The organism is Acidobacteriota bacterium (assembly GCA_030949985.1).
Lineage (GTDB): Bacteria > Acidobacteriota > Polarisedimenticolia > J045 > J045 > JALTMS01.
This window is the reverse complement of sequence record JAUZRX010000063.1, coordinates 46,222-63,777: the sequence shown is the minus strand read 5'-3', so window position 1 is coordinate 63,777 and position 17,556 is coordinate 46,222. Positions and strand designations below refer to the sequence as shown.

General features: G+C 65.4%; 17 protein-coding genes. All 17 read left to right on the top strand.

Translation table 11 applies throughout. The features are described from left to right. The first annotated feature begins 36 nt into the window (after nt 1-36). The 17 genes from Q9Q40_13025 to Q9Q40_12945 all read left to right on the top strand — a co-directional run bounded on the left by Q9Q40_13025 (nt 37) and on the right by Q9Q40_12945 (nt 17,475). Nucleotides 37-420: a Rid family detoxifying hydrolase gene (locus Q9Q40_13025; GenBank protein ID MDQ7008144.1), complete on the top strand. Its 384-nt coding sequence runs from the start codon at nt 37-39 to the stop codon at nt 418-420. Nucleotides 421-805: 385 nt separating this feature from the next. Further along, nucleotides 806-1,870, top strand: coding sequence for a type IV pilus assembly protein PilM (gene pilM, locus Q9Q40_13020; GenBank protein MDQ7008143.1), 1,065 nt, complete (start codon nt 806-808; stop codon nt 1,868-1,870). Next, nucleotides 1,867-2,469 (top strand): PilN domain-containing protein, encoded by a 603-nt coding sequence (locus Q9Q40_13015; protein ID MDQ7008142.1) that lies wholly within the window; start codon nt 1,867-1,869, stop codon nt 2,467-2,469. The genes pilM and Q9Q40_13015 overlap by 4 nt, the downstream gene beginning before the upstream one ends. A 2-nt stretch (nt 2,470-2,471) precedes the next feature. Beyond that, nucleotides 2,472-3,065: a type 4a pilus biogenesis protein PilO gene (pilO, locus tag Q9Q40_13010; protein ID MDQ7008141.1), complete on the top strand. Its 594-nt coding sequence runs from the start codon at nt 2,472-2,474 to the stop codon at nt 3,063-3,065. Further along, nucleotides 3,065-3,589 carry a hypothetical protein gene (locus Q9Q40_13005; GenBank protein ID MDQ7008140.1) on the top strand — a complete coding sequence of 175 codons (525 nt, stop codon included), beginning with the start codon at nt 3,065-3,067 and terminating at the stop codon, nt 3,587-3,589. The genes pilO and Q9Q40_13005 overlap by 1 nt, the downstream gene beginning before the upstream one ends. After that, complete coding sequence (pilQ, locus tag Q9Q40_13000) at nt 3,586-5,862, top strand: type IV pilus secretin PilQ (GenBank protein ID MDQ7008139.1); 2,277 nt, start codon at nt 3,586-3,588, stop codon at nt 5,860-5,862. Before Q9Q40_13005 ends, pilQ begins: the two co-directional genes overlap by 4 nt. A gap of 17 nt (nt 5,863-5,879) precedes the next feature. After that, nucleotides 5,880-6,434, top strand: a complete 555-nt coding sequence (locus tag Q9Q40_12995) for a hypothetical protein (GenBank protein ID MDQ7008138.1) — start codon at nt 5,880-5,882, stop codon at nt 6,432-6,434. Between the two features lie 30 nt (nt 6,435-6,464). Continuing rightward, nucleotides 6,465-6,866 carry a hypothetical protein gene (locus Q9Q40_12990; protein ID MDQ7008137.1) on the top strand — a complete coding sequence of 134 codons (402 nt, stop codon included), beginning with the start codon at nt 6,465-6,467 and terminating at the stop codon, nt 6,864-6,866. A gap of 110 nt (nt 6,867-6,976) precedes the next feature. Next, on the top strand, nt 6,977-7,444 hold the full coding sequence (accB, locus tag Q9Q40_12985; protein MDQ7008136.1) for an acetyl-CoA carboxylase biotin carboxyl carrier protein: 468 nt from the start codon (nt 6,977-6,979) through the stop codon (nt 7,442-7,444). A gap of 9 nt (nt 7,445-7,453) precedes the next feature. Next, entirely contained in the window at nt 7,454-8,812 is a 1,359-nt protein-coding gene (gene accC / locus Q9Q40_12980) for an acetyl-CoA carboxylase biotin carboxylase subunit (protein MDQ7008135.1), read from the top strand. 189 nt (nt 8,813-9,001) lie between these two features. Beyond that, complete coding sequence (gene pilB, locus Q9Q40_12975; GenBank protein MDQ7008134.1) at nt 9,002-10,735, top strand: type IV-A pilus assembly ATPase PilB; 1,734 nt, start codon at nt 9,002-9,004, stop codon at nt 10,733-10,735. 45 nt (nt 10,736-10,780) lie between these two features. Further along, nucleotides 10,781-11,890, top strand: coding sequence for a type IV pilus twitching motility protein PilT (locus tag Q9Q40_12970; GenBank protein ID MDQ7008133.1), 1,110 nt, complete (start codon nt 10,781-10,783; stop codon nt 11,888-11,890). Nucleotides 11,891-11,905: 15 nt separating this feature from the next. After that, on the top strand, nt 11,906-13,108 hold the full coding sequence (locus Q9Q40_12965) for a type II secretion system F family protein (GenBank protein ID MDQ7008132.1): 1,203 nt from the start codon (nt 11,906-11,908) through the stop codon (nt 13,106-13,108). A 75-nt stretch (nt 13,109-13,183) separates the two neighbouring features. After that, nucleotides 13,184-14,839 carry an ATP-binding protein gene (locus Q9Q40_12960; protein MDQ7008131.1) on the top strand — a complete coding sequence of 552 codons (1,656 nt, stop codon included), beginning with the start codon at nt 13,184-13,186 and terminating at the stop codon, nt 14,837-14,839. Further along, nucleotides 14,839-16,263, top strand: coding sequence for a sigma-54 dependent transcriptional regulator (locus tag Q9Q40_12955; GenBank protein MDQ7008130.1), 1,425 nt, complete (start codon nt 14,839-14,841; stop codon nt 16,261-16,263). Before Q9Q40_12960 ends, Q9Q40_12955 begins: the two co-directional genes overlap by 1 nt. 194 nt (nt 16,264-16,457) lie before the next feature. Next, nucleotides 16,458-16,916, top strand: coding sequence for a type II secretion system protein GspG (locus Q9Q40_12950; protein ID MDQ7008129.1), 459 nt, complete (start codon nt 16,458-16,460; stop codon nt 16,914-16,916). Between the two features lie 85 nt (nt 16,917-17,001). After that, a complete protein-coding gene (locus tag Q9Q40_12945; protein ID MDQ7008128.1) occupies nt 17,002-17,475 on the top strand; it encodes a type II secretion system protein GspG in 474 nt (157 codons plus the stop codon). Nucleotides 17,476-17,556 lie beyond the last annotated feature (81 nt).

The window sequence follows — 17,556 nt, the reverse complement described above, 5'->3', positions numbered from 1 at the left end:
CCGGCGGGACAACGGTTTTTTCGAGGAGGACAGCGGATGACGATCAAGACCGTGGCTACGACTCAGGCGCCTGCCGCCATCGGCCCTTACAGCCAGGCCGTGGTAGCCGGCCAGCTCGTCTTCTGTTCGGGCCAGATCGCCCTCGATCCCGCCACCGGGGCGATGGTGGGCGGAGGGGTGGCCGGCCAGACTCGCCGGGTCTTGAGCAACCTCAAGGCCGTGCTGGAGGCGGCGGGAAGCAGCCTCGAGCAGGTGCTCAAGTGCCAGGTCTACCTGGCGGATCTCGACGGCTTCGATGAGATGAACGAGGTCTACCAGGAGTTCTTCGGCACCCACCGGCCGGCTCGGGCGGCGGTGGAGGTCAGCCGTCTGCCCAAGGACGCCCTGGTCGAGATCGACGCCGTCGCCCGGGTCGACTGAATCCGCCCCCCCTCTCCGCTTTTCCTCTTTTCCTCTTTCTCGTCTTCCCGGCCGGGGAACGGGTGCCGAGGCCCGGCTTGCCGTGGTCCCCGGGGGACCTATATTCGCCGCGAGAAGGCCTGCCGGATTCTTGGGGGCCCTGTCTTCCGCCTGACGACAGGGCATTTCCGGCGGCTGCGAGAGGAAGATCCGGGGCTCCAGGGAAAGCTCCGGCGGGTTCCGAGCAGGAGCGAATCTGGCAGGATCGGTGGACGAAATGGTTCGAATGAGCCTTTAATTGTCCAGGTTTGCCTGAGGCCGCCTTGACCGGCCCTGTCTGTATCGCTTACTTTCGGTCCCGTCCGGCGGCAGCCCAGCGGCTGGCGGATCCTGCGGAGGTTGACGGATGCTCTTTGGGCGGTCGAAGGACCTGGTGGGGCTCGACATCGGCGACAGCTCCATCAAGGTGGTCGAGCTCAAGGATCTCGGGAGAAACAAGGGCTGGGAGGTCCAGTCCATCGCCACCGAGCCCTTGCCCCAGGAAGCCATCGTGGACGGCACCATCATGGATGCCGGCCTGGTGGTGGAGACTCTCAGGCGGATCTGGACCTATGGCAAGATCCGCAACCGGCGCGTCGCCACGGCTCTCAGCGGGCCGTCGGTGATCATCCGGCGGATCAACCTGCCCACCATGAGTGAGCAGGAACTCGCCGAACAGATCCGCTGGGAGGCCGAGCAGTACATCCCCTTCAACATGCAGGAGGTCTCCCTGGACTACCACGTGCTCGAGGGATCCTCCCTGGCCGGCGAGGGGAACATGGACGTGATTCTCGTCGCGGCCCGCAAGGACAAGATCGACGACTACACTTCCGTCATCGGTCAGGCCGGCCTGGAGCCGGCGACGGTGGACGTGGGCACCTTCGCCGCCCTCAACTGCTTCGAGGTCAACTACCGCGACGAGATGCCCCCGTCGGCGGCCCTGATCGACATCGGAGCTTCCGTGACCAGCGTTTCGATCCTGCAGGACGGGACCTCGGTGTTCTGGAGAGACATCTCCATCGGGGGCAACCAGTACTCCGACACGATTCAGCGGGAACTGAGCCTCTCGCGGGAGCAGGCCGAGGCGGCCAAGCGGGGCGAGGCGGTGGAGGGCGTTCCCGGCGAGCAGGTGTCGGCGATTCTGGGCTCCGTCAACGAGGAACTGGGTAACGAGATTCAGCGCACCGTGGACTTCGTCAAGGCTTTCGCCGGCAGCGAAGCCCCGGTGGACGCGATTTACCTCACCGGGGGCGGCTCCCGCCTTCCGGGACTTCAGCAGGCCCTGGGTGAGCGTTTCGGTGCGGCTGTGCACCAACTCGACCCGTTCCGCCAGGTCCGGCTGCCGGCGCGCCTGGAAAGCCAATTTGGGGATGCCGGACCCGATACCGCGGTGGCCGTGGGCCTCGCCCTGCGAAAGGTGGGTGACCGATGATTCGGATCAACCTGCTCGAGCAAGACAAGACGACCAAGGAAGGCCCGAAGATCAGCTTCGGCGGGATTTCGACCATCGGTGTGGTGTGGATCGTGGTGATGCTGCTGACCTTCGGCTACATCGGGGTCAGCTGGTACACCCTCGGCAACCGGATCGAGACCCTCAAGCAGGATCTGGCCCAGGCTGAAGAGGACCTCAAGGAAGTCGAGCAGGCCCTGAGGACTGTCGACGAGCGGCAGGCCAAGAAGGACGCTCTCGAGCAGCGTGTCGCGCTGATCTCCGAACTCAAGCGTCGTCAGCGCGTACCCGTCCACCTGCTCGACCAGATCAGCCGCCAGCTTCCCGAGTTCCTCTGGCTCGAGGGGCTCGAGGAGCGGGACGGCGGTATCCGGGTGCGCGGCAAGGCTACTACGTTCAATGCTGTCAGCAACTTCTACAACAACCTGCGCGACTCCTCCTTCTTCTCCGACGTGACCATGGGCACCACCCAGCGCGTTCCCGAGGGCGTGAGTTTCGTGCTGTCGTGCAGGTTTACCCCCCCCACGGGTGCGAGCGGCGGCGAGGACGCATCGTCGGACGACGCCGGCGCGAGGAGCTGACGATGGACTTCAAGAACATGCCCTGGTGGGGTCACCTGATCCTGGCTGCCGTCGTCGGCGGCGTCTTGATCTGGCTGAGCTACTCCATGGCCCCGGCCAATCTGTCGGCCAAGAAGGCGAAGATCGAGGACCTGACCACCAGGATCGAGGACACGCAGGCCAAGATCCGCCAGGGCAAGCTGGCACTGGCCAAGCTCGACGAGTTGGAGCGTGATATCGCCGCGCTGGAACTCAAGCTTGCCGACCTCAAGGCGATCCTGCCCACCGAACCCGAACTGGGTGATCTGCTCAAGTGGATCAAGTCCCTCGCCGATCAGGCCAACCTGGATCTGCGTTTGTTCAATCCCCAGCCGCTGCAGGAACAGGAGCTGCTCAAGGAGCAGCCGATTCGGATGAACGTGGTGGGCACCTACCACCAGCTGGGCATGTTCTTCGACCGGGTCAGCAAGCACGCGCGCATCATCAACGTCGAGAACGTGCGCATCACCCCCAATACCAACCGCTCGGTACGAACCGCGACCATCGCGGCCTCGTTCGTCGCCAAGACCTTCATCTTCCGCGAGGATGCCGCGGCTGCCGAAGGAGGTGCTCCGTGATGATCCGCCGGGCAACAGCGCTGGTGACTTTTGGACTGGCCGCTCTGGCCGTGGTCTCCGCCTTCGGCCAGCCATCCACGGCTCCCGGGGAGGGCCACGACGCGATGATGGATCGCATCGAGCGGGACAGCGAGTCCGTGATTACCGGACGGCACTTCACCTACGATCCCGCCGGCCGTCGCGATCCCTTCGAACCACTGGTCCGCGCGACGCCGACGGCTGCGACGGGTAAGCGGCCCAAGGGCATCGCCGGCATGCTGGTCTCGGAGATCGACCTCAAGGGCATCGTGATCGATGCCAGGGGCTATCCGGCGGCCCTGTTCAGCGGCAGTGACAATCGCGGCTACACGCTGCGCGTCGGGGACGTGGTCTACGACGGCCGCGTGCTTTCCATCGATCCCGACCGGGGTGTCGTGGTCTTTCGCCAGAATGTGGACGATCCGCGCCGGATCAAGCCATATCGGGACGTGATCAAGAGGCTCTACCCGTCGGACGAGGATCTCGTCGAGGAGGATGAAGCATGAGGAGGGGCTACCTCCGGGGCCATACCAGTTGGTTCCTGGCATTGACGATCGCCATCGCCTTTGCGGCACCGGCCGTGATGGGCATGAGCGGTGACGCCTACGACGATCGCCCGCCTCTGCTGGCATCGGAACCGGTGCCGGAAGGCCTGGCACCAGCGGCTCGCCTGAGCGAAGTGACGGTGAGCGAACCGACTTCGGGCGGCATGTACGAGGTGTGGCTCGAGGCCGACGGCGCCCTGGCCTACCAGGTCTTCACGCTGACGGGACCGGATCGGATCGTCTTCGATCTGCCCGGCGTGGTGGCTCCCCAGGCCGGCCAGCGCCTCGAGGTCGGAAGTGACACCCTGGTGCGGGTCCGCGTGGGCCAGTACCAGGAAGATCCCACGCCCATGGCGAGGGTGGTCCTCGACCTGCTCGAGCCGATGGAGTGGAGTGTCGTCCGCGAAGGTACGCACCTGTTGATTCGCGTGAGTCCCCAGGGGGGCGACCCTCTGCCGATGACTCAGGCCCAGCCCTCGGAGGCTCCCGGGTCTTCCGGGGAGCCGGAGGCGTCGCTGGCGAGCGCCGTGGCGCCGGCGCCCGTGGTGCCGGAGCCGCCGCGGGCGGAACCCGATCCGGCGATGTACGCGACCGCGAGTGATGCGGAGCCGGGAACCCCGGTGGAAATGGCGATCGCAGCGGAGACGGTACCCGCTCCCCGGGAAGTCCGCCTGGAGGCTCCTGCGTCTCCTGTCGCCGAGCCTGCCGCGCCGGCCCCCGGGGGCGGCGAGGCGATGGAAGTTCCGGAGCCGGCCACCGGGACGGTGCCGGAATCACCGGCGACCCCATCCCTGACCGAGCCGGTGGCCAAACCGGCTCCGACTTCCGGCCTTCCCGCCGCCCCGCCGCCGGCTACGGCCTGGCAGGAGCCCGAGATCGCCCAGGTGGTGGAGGAGGCCGCGGGCCTGGCGACCCGGGTCGAGGCCCCGCGCCACGACACCGTCTCGTTGCCGGTCGAAACCGGTCGGGCCGAGGTCGTGCCCCTGCCGGATACCGAGGCCAAGACCATCGAGGACGCACGCAGGGTCTACAGCGGGCGCAAAGTCTCGCTGCAGCTCATCGACGCCGACATCAAGCAGGTCTTCAGCCTCTTCCATGACATCTCCGGGCTCAACTTCGTCCTGGATCCCGCCGTGTCGGGGGTCGTGACCATCGTTGTCGACGATGTCCCCTGGGACCAGGCCCTCGACCTGATTCTCAAGAACAACGGCCTGGACATGGTGCTCGAGGGCAACGTGATCCGGATTGCGCCGATCTCCAAGCTCGCCCAGGAATCGGCGGCGCGCAAGGCCCTGTTCGAGGCCAAGGAGCTTGAAGTTCCGCCGGTCACCATCACGCGGACCCTCTCCTACGCCAAGGCCAAGGAGGTCCAGGCCGTGGTGCGGGACGGCATTCTCAGCCGCAAGGGCCGGGTGATCGTCGATGAGCGGACCAATACCCTGATCATTCGTGACATTCCCACCCGTGTCGAGGCGATCGACAAGCTGCTCACGACCCTCGACGCCGAGACCCCCCAGGTCATGATCGAGGCCCGCATCGTCGAGGTCTCCCGGGACTTCGTCAAAGATCTGGGCGTTCGCTGGGGTCTCTTCGCTGCGGCGGATCCGGGGAATGGAACGCAGACCAACCTTCAGTTTCCACATCGGGCCGCCGGGGCCTTCGACCTGAACCTGGCACGTAACCCCGCGGCCTCGGCCCTCGGGTTCTCCTTCGGCAACGTGCTGGATTCGGTGACGCTGGACATCACTCTCGACGCTCTCGAGACCGAAGGCTACGCCCGACGGCTGTCGAGCCCGAAGATCGCCACTCAGAACAACGAGATGGCGGAGATCGAGCAGGGTGTGCGCATCCCGGTGGTCAGCACCACGGCCACGGAGATCGACGTGCGCTTCGTCTCGGCTTCGCTGCGGCTCGAGGTCACGCCCCAGATCACGGCCGAGGGAACAGTGGTGCTGGAGATCGAGGTCGAGAACAACTCGCCGGACTTCGTCAACACCGTTGGCGAAGTGCCTGCCATCAACACCCAACGGGCGACGACCAAGGTCCTGATCGGAGACGGCGGAACGACCGTGATCGGCGGTATCTTCACGGTCAACGAGGGGCGGAGTGAAACGGGCGTTCCCTGGTTCCGCAAGCTGCCGGGACTCGGCTGGCTGTTCCGCTCGAAGAATATTCAGACGCGCAACCGCGAGCTGCTGATTTTCATCACGCCGCGGATCATCAAGGCCTCTTGAGGATGGAGACGGGCACCATGATGGAAAAGCTGAGAGTCTGGTCGCCGCTGGCGGCTTTGGGCCTGGTGGTCGTGCTGACGGCGGTGGCCTGCAACAACGCGACGGACGATCCGGGCGTGTCGGAGAACGTCGTGACCGTATCCAGCGTCAATCCGCTCACTGCCTGCGTCGACGTGGACGGCGAGCTGGTCGATCTGGATGGCGACGGGACCAAGGAAACCACGGTCTATTCTTCCGTGACGCAGACCATCAACTTCGACTCACGTCTGCGGGGGCAGGCCGGCGGTGCCTGGAACGACGTGATCTTTTCGTCGGTCGACATCAACTACATCCTCGATGGGAGCGCGCCGCCCGACCGCAGCGAATCGGTGACCATCACCGTCCCTGCCGGGGGCACGGCGAGCCAGGAGCTGACCACGGTGCTGGCCACGGATATCGCGGCCGGGTTCTTCAGTCTCGGTGAGCGCGGGAGGATCGACCTGGTCTTCCGCGGCGAGGATGCCAGCGGCGAACCGATGACGGCTCGTGGGCAGGTGCCGGTGGAGACGGCGACGAGCTGCGGCACCCAGTGACGTGACGGGGCCCGGCCCATGGTGACGACGATGACAGGGGGGGAGCTGGCTTCGCTGCTGGCTGACGCCGCCCGCCTGTGCCCGGGCGTTCGCCGTGCCGTGCTGGTCGACCTGGACGGCGTACTCGTCGACGGAGCCTGCTTCGATCCCGCCCTGGACGGCGACCTGGAAGAGCTGGGCGCCGAGGCCCTGGGAGGGATGGCGGCGGCGGCCGGTCTTCTGCGCGCGGCCCGGATCGGTGACAGCGAGGAGGTGATCGTCACCGGTAGCGGCGGGATCGCCGTGCTGCGCCGGGTCCCCTCGGTGGGGCTGGTGCTGGTTCTCGATGCGGGCCCGGAACCCTATCTGGGACGTATGAGGCTGGCGGGCCGGGTCCTCGCCGGTCGCCTCGCCGACCGTCTCGGGCCCGCCGCAGCCTCAGGCCCGGGTTGACCCGCTCGAATCGCTCGGCCACAATCCCCGCGGCACCCTGACACCGGGTGCCTTTTTCCTGGCCTTGCCACCCGACGGGAATCGGGTGGAGGGAGAAAGCGGAGGAAGAGTTGGAGCCGCGCGAGATCAAGGACCTGCTTCGTTTTGTGCGCAACGCCGGGTTTCACGAGTTCGAGCTGCGAATGGAGGGCTTTCGCCTGCGGGTGGTCAAGGATCAGCCGGTGCTCACCGGTGTGAGCCCCGCCCAGCCGACGGCACCGGCGCCTCCTCCGGCTCCGCCTGCGCCGCCGCTGCCGGTTTCGCCCGAGAAAGCGGAAGGTACCGGTGTCGACGACGGCCTGGTCGAACAGAAAGCGCCGATGGTGGGCACCTTCTACCGGGCGCCGAGCCCGGAGGCCGAGCCCTATGTCAAGGTGGGTGACAGTGTCACGCCGGGGCAGACGCTGTGCATCATCGAAGCGATGAAGCTGATGAACGAGATCGAGGCCGAGACAGCGGGGACGGTGGTCGAGATCGTGCCGGAAAACGCCCAGCCGGTGGAGTATGGCGAGGTTCTTTTCCGCATCCGTCCGAACTGAACGACGACCATGTTCGAGAAGATACTCATCGCCAACCGCGGCGAGATTGCGCTGCGGATCATTTGGGCCTGCAAGGAACTGGGCATTCGCACCGTGGCGGTGCACAGCGACGCCGACCAGGATTCGCTCCACGTCCGTTTCGCCGACGAGGACGTGTGTATCGGTCCTGCCCGGTCGACCGACTCTTACCTCAACATCGGGGCCATCATCTCGGCTGCCGAGATCACCGGTGCCGATGCGATCCACCCCGGCTATGGCTTTCTCGCCGAGAATCCGCACTTCGCCGAGATTTGCGCCGAGTGCGGCCTGAGCTTCATCGGACCCCAGGCGGCGACGATTCGGCAGATGGGCGACAAGGCCGCGGCACGGGCCGCGATGATCAGCGCCGGTGTGCCCGTGATTCCCGGCAGCCGGGGAACCCTCGAGTCTTTCGAGGAGGCGGCGGAGCTGGCCAAGGCAATCGGCTATCCGGTGATCGTCAAGGCGGCGGCCGGGGGCGGCGGTCGGGGGATGCGGGTCGTCGAAAGGCCGGAGGACCTGGAAAGCGCCGTCGAGACCTGTCGGTCCGAGGCTCTGGCCGGCTTCGGTTCGGGAGAGCTGTATCTCGAGAAATTCATCGTCCGGCCGCGCCACATCGAGTTCCAGATCCTCGGGGACCTGCACGGGAATATCGTTCACCTCTTCGAACGGGAGTGCTCGCTCCAGCGGCGCCACCAGAAGGTGATCGAGGAGGCCCCCTCTCCGGCGCTCGACGAGGCCCTGCGGGTCGAGATGGGGCGTGCCGCGGTGCAGGCCGCCCGGGCGGTGGAATACCAGAACGCGGGTACCGTGGAATTCCTGCTCGACGAAGACCGTTCGTTCTATTTCATGGAGATGAACACGCGGATCCAGGTCGAACACCCCGTGACGGAGAACGTCGCCGGTCTCGATCTTCTCAAGGAGCAGATCCGTATCGCGGCCGGGGAGCCCCTGGGCTATGGCCAGGACGATCTCGAGCCTCGCGGGTGGAGCATCGAAGCCCGGGTGACGGCGGAGGACCCCTGGACCTTCCGCCCCTGTCCCGGGCCGATTACGACCTTCCATCCTCCCGGGGGGCCTGGAGTCCGCATCGATACCGCGGCCTACGCCGGCTACCAGGTCTCGCCGCACTACGACTCGATGATCGCCAAGCTGATCGTGCGCGGCCGGGATCGCGACGAGGCGCTCTCCCGCCTTGGCCGGGCCCTGGACTTCTTCGTGATCGAAGGCATCACGACCAATCTGCCCCTGCTCAAGGAGCTGGTGGCGGAACCCGGGTTCCGGGACGGCGATTTCTCCACCCGTTTCATGGAGGAGTTCCTCGCGCGCCGGAAAGCGCGGGGCGCATAGTCGGCGAAAGTCGAGCGCCCCGCCCCGCTGTCTCCCGATTCCGCGAGATCCCCGCCATTCCCGCCTTGACCCTTTCCCGACCGGCACACAAGTTTGACTCCGGAGCTTCCCGAAGGTGTTGCCTGGCGGCAGGGGTGTCGCCGGTGACCGGGCGCGCGCGCCGCGCGGCCGCAAAGGAGCCGGTTGCGGATGTCGGATCGCATCGGAGATCTGCTGCTCAGCGAAGGGCTGTTAACCCGGGAGGCCCTGGCTGAAGCCCTTGAACGCCAGAAGGCCGAGGGGGGTAAGCTGGGTTACCACCTGGTTCAGACCGGCGCGGTGAGCGAGGAAGATCTCGTCCACCTCCTCTCTGAGCAGTACGGCATCCCGGCCATCGACCTGCGGAGCCTCTTTCCCCACGTCGACCGTGACCTGCTCGACCTGATCCCGGAAGACATCGCCGGGCGCTACCTGGTCTTCCCGGTACACAAGACGGGCAACATCCTGACCCTCGCCATGGCGGATCCGACCAACGTGGTGGCCCTCGATGACATCCGTTTCAGGACGGGATGCGAGGTGGAGCCTGTACTGGCCAGCGAGTTCGCCCTGCGCGAGGCGATCGAGCATTCCTACGAAGAAAAGCGCCTGGACCTCTTCGAAACCAACGAGGCCGACGAAGAGTTCGAGTTGACCGGGCCCGACGAAGAAGACGTCGAGCTGATGGCCGACGAGGACGAGATCGACGCTTCGAGCCTCGAGAACCTCAGCGCCGACGCGCCGGTGGTCAAGATCGTCAACCGCATCCTGGTCGATGCGATCCACAAGGGGGTTTCGGACATCCACGTGGAGAGTTACGAGAAGGACTTCCGCGTCCGTTTCCGCATCGACGGCGTGCTCCACGAATACATGCATCCCCCGGCCAAGCTGAAAGACGCGATCATCAGCCGCATCAAGATCATGTCCAAGCTCGATATCGCCGAGCGTCGACTGCCCCAGGACGGTCGAATCAAGATCAAGATGAAGCTCGACGACCGGACGCGCGAGATGGACTACCGTGTCTCCTGCGTCCCCACGCTCTTCGGCGAAAAGGTCGTGCTTCGTCTGCTGGACAAGGAAAATCTCTGTCTCGACCTGACCAAGCTGGGGTTCGAGGACGAGTCTTTCGAGGCCTTCGAGCGGGCGATCCTCAAGCCCTGGGGCATGGTCCTGGTGACCGGGCCCACCGGGTCCGGTAAGACGAACACTCTCTATTCCTCGATCAGCAGAATCAACAAGCCCGAGACCAACATCATGACGGCGGAAGATCCGGTGGAGTTCAATCTCCACGGGATCAACCAGGTCCAGACCAAGGAGCAGATCGGCCTGACCTTCGCCGAGGCCCTGCGATCCTTTCTGCGGCAAGACCCCGACATCATCCTGATCGGTGAGATCCGTGACTTCGAAACCGCCGAAATCGCGGTCAAGGCCGCCCTGACCGGCCATCTCGTGCTCTCGACCCTGCATACCAACGATGCGCCCTCGACGATCAATCGCCTGATGAACATGGGCATCGAGCCCTTCCTCGTGGCTACGAGCGTCAACCTGATCTGTGCTCAGCGCCTCGTGCGGCGGGTCTGCAAGGACTGCCGACAGGAGCAGCAGATCCCGCCCCAGGCGCTGATCGACATCGGGTTCACCCCGGAGGAGGCCGAGACCTGCACGCCGCTGAAGGGACGCGGTTGCCCGACCTGCAACAACACGGGCTACAAGGGACGGGTCGGACTCTTCGAGGTTCTGGAAGTCTCGGAGGAGATTCGCGAAATGATCCTCACCGGATGCAGCGCGCTGGAACTCAAGCGCCAGGCGGTTGAGGAAGGCATGATCACCCTCCGTCGTTCGGGCCTGCGAAAAATCGCGGCAGGCATGACCACGATCGATGAGGTCGTCCGGGAGACGGTGTTCTGATGGCGTACGGCGTGCCCCGGGCCCCGGGGGAGTGAGGAGACGAAGGTGGCTGTATCGCTGCAGCAGTTGCTCAAGACGATGGTCGAACAGGGGGGTACCGATCTCCACATCACGACCAATTCGCCGCCCCAGATCCGGATTCACGGCCTGCTCGTACCCTTGCAGATGCCGGCCCTCAATGCCGCCGAGACCAAGGCCCTCGTCTACTCGGTGATGACCGACCAGCAGAAGCACCGTTTCGAGGACAACCTGGAACTGGACTTTTCCTTCGGGATGAAAGGCCTGGCTCGTTTCCGGGCCAATGTCTTCCTCCAGCGAGGCGCCGTGGCGGCGGCCTTCCGCACGATCCCCTGGGAGATCAAGTCCTTCCAGGAACTCGGCCTGCCGGAGGTCATCGCGACCCTTGCCGACCGGCCCCGCGGGCTGGTGCTCGTCACCGGACCCACCGGATCGGGTAAGAGTACGACCCTGGCGGCGATGATCGACAAGATCAACCGGGAGCGCCAGGCCCATATCGTCACCATCGAGGATCCTGTCGAGTACCTGCACTCCCACAAGCGCTGCCTGGTCAACCAGCGCGAACTGGGAGCGGATACCAAGTCCTTTCCCAACGCGTTGCGGTCCGTGCTGCGGCAAGATCCGGACGTGGTTCTGATCGGTGAGATGCGTGACCTGGAGACGATCGAGTGCGCGCTGCGCATCGCCGAGACGGGACACCTGACCTTCGCGACCCTGCACACCAATTCGGCTTCGCAGACGATCAATCGCATTATCGACGTCTTTCCCGCCAATCAGCAGCCGCAGGTTCGGTCCCAGCTTTCCCTCGTGCTCGAAGGCATCCTCTGTCAGTCGCTGCTGCCGCACGTCAACGGACGCGCACGGGTGCTGGCGATGGAGATCCTCGTGCCGAATTCCGCGATCAGGAACTTGATCCGGGAAGACAAGGTCCACCAGATCTACTCCATGATGCAGACCGGGCAGGCCCAGCACGGCATGCAAACCTTCAACCAATCTCTCGCCACGCTCTATTTCCGTCGCCAGATCTCGATGCAGGTCGCCCTCGATGTTTCGCACAACCCGGAGGAACTGCAGGAAATGATCAACCGCGGCGTTGGAGCACTCGGCGGCGGAGCCCCCGTACGGGGCCGGAGATAGGAGGAGAGATTCACAATGGCTACTTTCGTCTACAAGGGTCGCACGCGCACAGGTGAGGCCCGGGAAGGCACGGTCGATGCAAAGACCCGGGACGAGGCCGTAGCAGCTCTCCGGCGCCAGGGCGTCATCGTTTCCTCGGTCACCGAAAAAGGTCGTGAGATCGCCTTGCCGCGACTGCGCGGCGGCGTCAAGCAGAAGGAGCTGTCGGTTTTCACGCGCCAGTTTTCAGTGATGATCGACGCGGGTCTGCCGCTCGTGCAGTGCCTCGAGATCCTGGCCGGACAGCAGCCGAACAAGGTCTTTCAGGGCGTGCTCAACGCCGTGCGGGCCGATGTCGAAGCCGGCTCCACGCTGGCCGATGCCATGCGCAAGCATCCGCGGGTCTTCGACGACCTCTACTCGAACATGGTCGCCGCGGGAGAGACCGGCGGTATTCTGGACACGATTCTCCAGCGCCTTTCGGTCTACATCGAAAAGATCGTCAAGCTCAAGGCGGCGGTGCGGGGCGCGCTGATCTACCCGGTGGCGGTACTGGCCATCGCGGGAGTCGTGGTCTGGGTCATCCTGACCTTCGTGATCCCGGTTTTCGCCGATCTCTTCACCGGGCTGGGCGCGGAACTGCCGATGCCCACGCGGCTGACCATCGCGCTGAGTCATTTCCTCCGCCGCTGGTGGTGGCTGATGATCGGCGGCATGGTTGGACTCGGATTCGGCATCAAGCAGTACTACAAGACCGACAAGGGGCGGCATGTCATCGACATGATGCTGCTGAAGATTCCCGTGATCGGCATGTTGCTGCGAAAGATCGCGGTCTCTCGTTTCTGCCGCACGCTCTCGACTCTGACCTCCTCCGGCGTGCCGATTCTCGACGGCCTCGATATCTGCGCGCGAACCTCCGGAAACGCTATCGTGGAGGATGCGATCTACGAGGTGCGGAGGAGCGTCGAGGAAGGTAAGACGGTTTCCGAACCGCTGCGGGAGACCCGGGTCTTTCCCGACATGGTCGTGCAGATGATCGCTGTCGGAGAGCAGACAGGCGCGATGGACACGATGTTGAGCAAGATCGCCGACTTCTACGAAGACGAGGTGGACGAGGCGACCCAGAACCTGCTGTCCCTGCTCGAGCCGATCATGATCGTGTTTCTCGGAACCATCATCGGCGGCATCGTGATTTCGATGTACATGCCGATGTTCAGCCTCATCGGAAAGATCGGCTGACCGCGTTCGGGGTTGCCGTGGCGCGATAGACGCCGGCTGGGTGGGGCCCGTAGGGCAGGCAGGAGGTAGGGTAAGGTGGATCCCCGGCGGCGAAGCCTGAGACGACTGAACGTCGCACGGGCGGTGGCCGTGACGAGCCTCCTGCTGGCTTCGGTGGTGATCGAGGTTCTTTTCAACCCCGGTCGCTCCCTGACCCCCTTCTACCTGCTGTCCGGCTGTGCCTACGCCGCCGTGTTGACCTACGCCCTGCTCGATCGCTTCCTCGGTGGCGGTCCGCCGATGGTGGTGGTTCAGGTTTGCGGCGACGCCCTGCTGGTTTTCGGCTTCCTGGTCGCCACGGGGGGCGGACTTTCGCCGCTGTCTTTCCTGCTGGCGGTTCCGGTGATGATGGCCGCGGCTCTCGCGGGGCTGCGGGGCGGGGTCTACACGGCGGGCATCCTGGGCGGCTTCTACGCCCTGCTCCTGGCGTGGTCGTCCTGGCATCTGCCGCCCACGGAATTGCCGCCGGGGCGGGCGCTCTATCTGGCGGTCTCTCACCTCGTCGCCTTTGCCGCCCTGGGAGCCCTGGGGGGGGTGCTGGCCGACCGCCTCGAGCGGCAGGGGGAAGAGCTCGAAGAGCAGCGCCAGGACTTGATCGCGTTGCGCGCTCTGCACGCCGACATCGTCGCTTCCATCGGCACCGGGCTGATGACGACCGAGCCCGATGGCCGGATCTCGTTCATCAATCGGGCGGGGCTGGAAATTCTGCGGGCCGACCCGGTTCAGCTTCGTCGGCGGCGGGCAGCCGAGGTTTTCGACCTGCCCGAGTCGTTCCCCCAGGGTGCCGGCCAGCACCTGGCCGCCGGGCGTCGCTTTCGTTTCGAGCGGGACTGGCGGCGTCCGGCGGACGGACAACGCCTGTTTCTCGGCTTCAGCGTGTCCTACTTGCGGGGGCCGGAGGGTGAGCACCAGGGCTGGTTGATCGTGTTCCAGGACCTGACCGAGATCGCCTCTCTCGAGCAGCAGGTGCGTACCCGTGAGAGGATGGCGGCCCTGGGCGAGATGGCTGCCGGCATGGCGCACGAGCTGCGCAATCCCCTCGCCGCGATCTGCGGTTCGGTGCAGGTTCTCTCCAGCGGGAACAGCGACGAAGAAGAAGCCGGGAGGTTGCGGGAGGTCGTGCTGCGCGAGTCGGACCGCCTCGATCGCATCATTCGAGACTTTCTCAAGTTCGCCCGCCCGGGGGGGCACGACCCCCGGCCCTGCGACCTGGTCGAGATGATGGAACAGCTCGGCAGGCTGCTGCGCAAGAGCCCGGAGTTGCACCCCGGCCACCGGGTCGAGGTGATCGCCGGGCCCGGCTGCGCACGGGCGCTCGTCGACCCCGACAGCATGCGCCAGGTCTTCTGGAACCTGGCCTCCAACGCCCTGAAGGCGATGCCCGACGGGGGCACCCTGTGGATCCGGGTCGAGGGCCACGGCGGCGACGAGGTGCAGGTCTCTTTCCGCGACGAGGGGCACGGCATGGATGACGCCACCTTGAAGGCCATCTTCCAGCCCTTCCAGGGGCGCTTCGAGACGGGAGCGGGGCTGGGTGCGGCGATCGTCTATCGCATCATCGAGGAGCAGGGAGGCCGGGTGCAGGTGGTCTCCCAGCCGGGCCGCGGGACCGAGATACGCCTGATTCTGCCCGCTGCCCAGGTTCCGGTGGCCGCAGCCGCCGCGGCAGAGGCCCCGGGGGGGGAACGCTGATGTCGCTGATTCTGGTCGTCGATGACGAGGCAGGAATCCGTGAGGTGCTGCGCGCCGCCCTGCGCTCCGACGGGCACAGGGTGCTTTGCGCTTCCTCCGCCGAGAAGGCCCTGGAGGTCTTCGAGACCGAAGATATCGACCTGGTCATCACCGACCTTTCCATGCCGGGTATGGATGGCCTGGCGCTGCTGAGGCGGATTCGCGAGGCCCGGCCCGAGACGCCTTCGATGGTGATCACGGCCTATGGCTCGAAGGAGACGGCGATCGAGGCGATGCGGCACGGGGCTGTGAACTACCTCGAAAAGCCCTTCAACGTGGAGGAGATGCAACTCCACGTGCGGCGGGCCCTGGGGCATGCCCGACTGAGCGCGGAAAACCGTCGCCTGCGCAGCCGGCTGCAACTCGAGGGGCGCCTGATCGGGAGTTGCGGACGGACCCAGGAACTGCGGGATGTGGTGGGCCGGATCGCCGCGACCGAGAGTACGGTTCTGATCACCGGTGAGTCCGGAAGCGGCAAGGAGGTCGTCGCCCGGGCGATCCATCAGGCCTCGCCCCGCCGGGAGCATCCCTTCATCGGCATCAATTGCGGGGCGATTCCCGCGAGCCTGCTGGAGTCCGAACTCTTCGGGCACGTCAAGGGGGCGTTTACGGGGGCGGACCGGGCTCGGCGCGGCCTGGTGGAGGCCGCCGAGGGCGGGACTCTCTTCCTCGACGAGATCGGCGACATGCCGGCCCAGATGCAGGTCAAGCTGCTGCGCGTGCTGCAAGATCGCCGGATCCGGCGGGTCGGCGGCTCCGAGGAGATTCCCATCGACGTCCGTATCCTGGCTGCGACTCACCGGGATCTCGACACACTGGTCCGGGAGGGGCGCTTCCGGGAGGACCTCTACTACAGGATCAACGTGATTCGGGTCGAGGTCCCGCCGTTGCGGGAGCGGGCGGAAGACATCCCCGAGCTGGTCGCCGCCTTCCTGCTGCGGCAGGGCGAGCGGCTGGGGCGAAGAGACCTGGCCGTCGAACCGGCGGTGATCGCGGCTTTCTCCCGCTACTCGTGGCCGGGCAATGTTCGGGAACTCGAGAATGTTCTCGAGCGCATGGTCGCCCTGTCGAGTGGGGGTGAACTGCGCGAGGATCTGCTTCCCGTGGAAATCAGGGGCGGTTCGGGACTGCCGGTGGCCGGAGCGGGAACGATGCCCGAAGACTTCGACCTCGAAAGCTATCTCGACGAGCAGCGCAGGGTTTTCATGCAGCAGGCTCTCGAACAGGCCGGTGGCGTCCAGACGAAGGCGGCCCGGCGGCTGGGCATGACGTTTCGCTCGTTCCGCTACTTCGCGAAGAAGTTCGGCCTGACGGCGCGTCCGGCGGGCTCATCCACCCGCGAAGAGGCCGGCCTGGTGGGAGCGGGCCCGGCGGGGAAGAAATGACATGGATTGTCACCCCCACTTGCCACAGAATGTCAGTCCGGGCGAGGGAAGGGGCGAGGTGGCCGCGGGCGGCCATGTAACTTTAAGTATCTATTGGAGTTAAACGAAATGCTGGACAGTGGCCTTTCTGGCACCGAGATTGCTTGGAGACAGTGTCCGGAAAACCTTAAGGCTTTAAGGGAGGAAACAAAAGCATGCGTCGGAACGAACGTGGATTCACCCTCATCGAGTTGCTGATCGTGGTGGCCATCATCGGCATTATCGCCGCGATCGCCATCCCGAACCTGCTCAACGCCATCGACCGTGGTCGTCAGAAGCGGACCATGGCCGATATGCGCAGTGTCGGCACGGCTGTCGAGGCCTACTCGGTGGACAACAACCGTTACCCCACCATCACCACCGAGTCGGATGTCAACGGGAATCTCGACACCCACCTCGAGCCGGTCTACATCAAGAAGTGCCCGGATGACGATGGCTGGAGCAACGCCCTGAAGTACCAGTCCGCCACCGGAGGGGCCAACTACACGGTCCGGTCCTACGGAAAGGACGGCACCAAGACCACCGCCACCGGCGGTAAGACCACCAGCTTCGACGATGACATCATTTTCCAGGATGGTGCCTTCGTCCAGTGGCCTGAAGGCCAGCAGCAGTAGCCCTTGGGCGAGATGGCCGGGGGCGGGCCTCGCTGCCTGCCCCCGGTTTCTTTTCGCCGGGGGAGGATCGTGGAGGAGGAGGGAGATGGAGAAGGACAGGGATTCTCTCGGTCCCCGCGCGCGGTACGGGCAGGCGCTGGGGTTCACTCTCGTCGAACTGCTGGTCACCGTCGCCGTGATCGGTATCATCGCCGCCATCGCGGTAGTCAATCTCCAGTCTGCTCTCGACAAGAGCCGCCAGCGCAAGACCATGACCACCATCCGCAACGTCGGCACGGCCGTCGAGGCCTACTCGAACGACCACAGCGCATTCCCGCGCAACGGCATTACCGCAGCCGAGTTGTCGGCGGCCTTGTCGGATCAGGTCTACAAGCGGGTCGAGACGACCGACGCCTGGGGAAACGACCTGGCCTACAGCTCGGGCAGCAGCCATTACACGATCGAGAGCTACGGCCGGGACGGGGTCGACGGCCCTCAGAACATATCCCGCGCGACGGCTCGAGAGTTCGATTACGACATCGTTTTCGCCGACGGGGGCTTTCTCAACGCTCCCGACTGATCCTCGGCTCCGGGTGGAGGATCATGGGGCGCCCCGTGTCAGGGTCGCATCCGCAGTGTTGGGCGGCAGGGCGGGTTCCCA

What these genes read in the sequence shown, in the direction of transcription:
- Q9Q40_13025 (MDQ7008144.1), top strand. Translation starts at nt 37, where the DNA reads ATGACGATCAAGACCGTGGCTACGACTCAGGCGCCTGCCGCCATCGGC.
- pilM (MDQ7008143.1), top strand. Translation starts at nt 806, where the DNA reads ATGCTCTTTGGGCGGTCGAAGGACCTGGTGGGGCTCGACATCGGCGAC.
- Q9Q40_13015 (MDQ7008142.1), top strand. Translation starts at nt 1,867, where the DNA reads ATGATTCGGATCAACCTGCTCGAGCAAGACAAGACGACCAAGGAAGGC.
- pilO (MDQ7008141.1), top strand. Translation starts at nt 2,472, where the DNA reads ATGGACTTCAAGAACATGCCCTGGTGGGGTCACCTGATCCTGGCTGCC.
- Q9Q40_13005 (MDQ7008140.1), top strand. Translation starts at nt 3,065, where the DNA reads ATGATCCGCCGGGCAACAGCGCTGGTGACTTTTGGACTGGCCGCTCTG.
- pilQ (MDQ7008139.1), top strand. Translation starts at nt 3,586, where the DNA reads ATGAGGAGGGGCTACCTCCGGGGCCATACCAGTTGGTTCCTGGCATTG.
- Q9Q40_12995 (MDQ7008138.1), top strand. Translation starts at nt 5,880, where the DNA reads ATGATGGAAAAGCTGAGAGTCTGGTCGCCGCTGGCGGCTTTGGGCCTG.
- Q9Q40_12990 (MDQ7008137.1), top strand. Translation starts at nt 6,465, where the DNA reads ATGACAGGGGGGGAGCTGGCTTCGCTGCTGGCTGACGCCGCCCGCCTG.
- accC (MDQ7008135.1), top strand. Translation starts at nt 7,454, where the DNA reads ATGTTCGAGAAGATACTCATCGCCAACCGCGGCGAGATTGCGCTGCGG.
- pilB (MDQ7008134.1), top strand. Translation starts at nt 9,002, where the DNA reads ATGTCGGATCGCATCGGAGATCTGCTGCTCAGCGAAGGGCTGTTAACC.
- Q9Q40_12965 (MDQ7008132.1), top strand. Translation starts at nt 11,906, where the DNA reads ATGGCTACTTTCGTCTACAAGGGTCGCACGCGCACAGGTGAGGCCCGG.
- Q9Q40_12955 (MDQ7008130.1), top strand. Translation starts at nt 14,839, where the DNA reads ATGTCGCTGATTCTGGTCGTCGATGACGAGGCAGGAATCCGTGAGGTG.
- Q9Q40_12950 (MDQ7008129.1), top strand. Translation starts at nt 16,458, where the DNA reads ATGCGTCGGAACGAACGTGGATTCACCCTCATCGAGTTGCTGATCGTG.
- Q9Q40_12945 (MDQ7008128.1), top strand. Translation starts at nt 17,002, where the DNA reads ATGGAGAAGGACAGGGATTCTCTCGGTCCCCGCGCGCGGTACGGGCAG.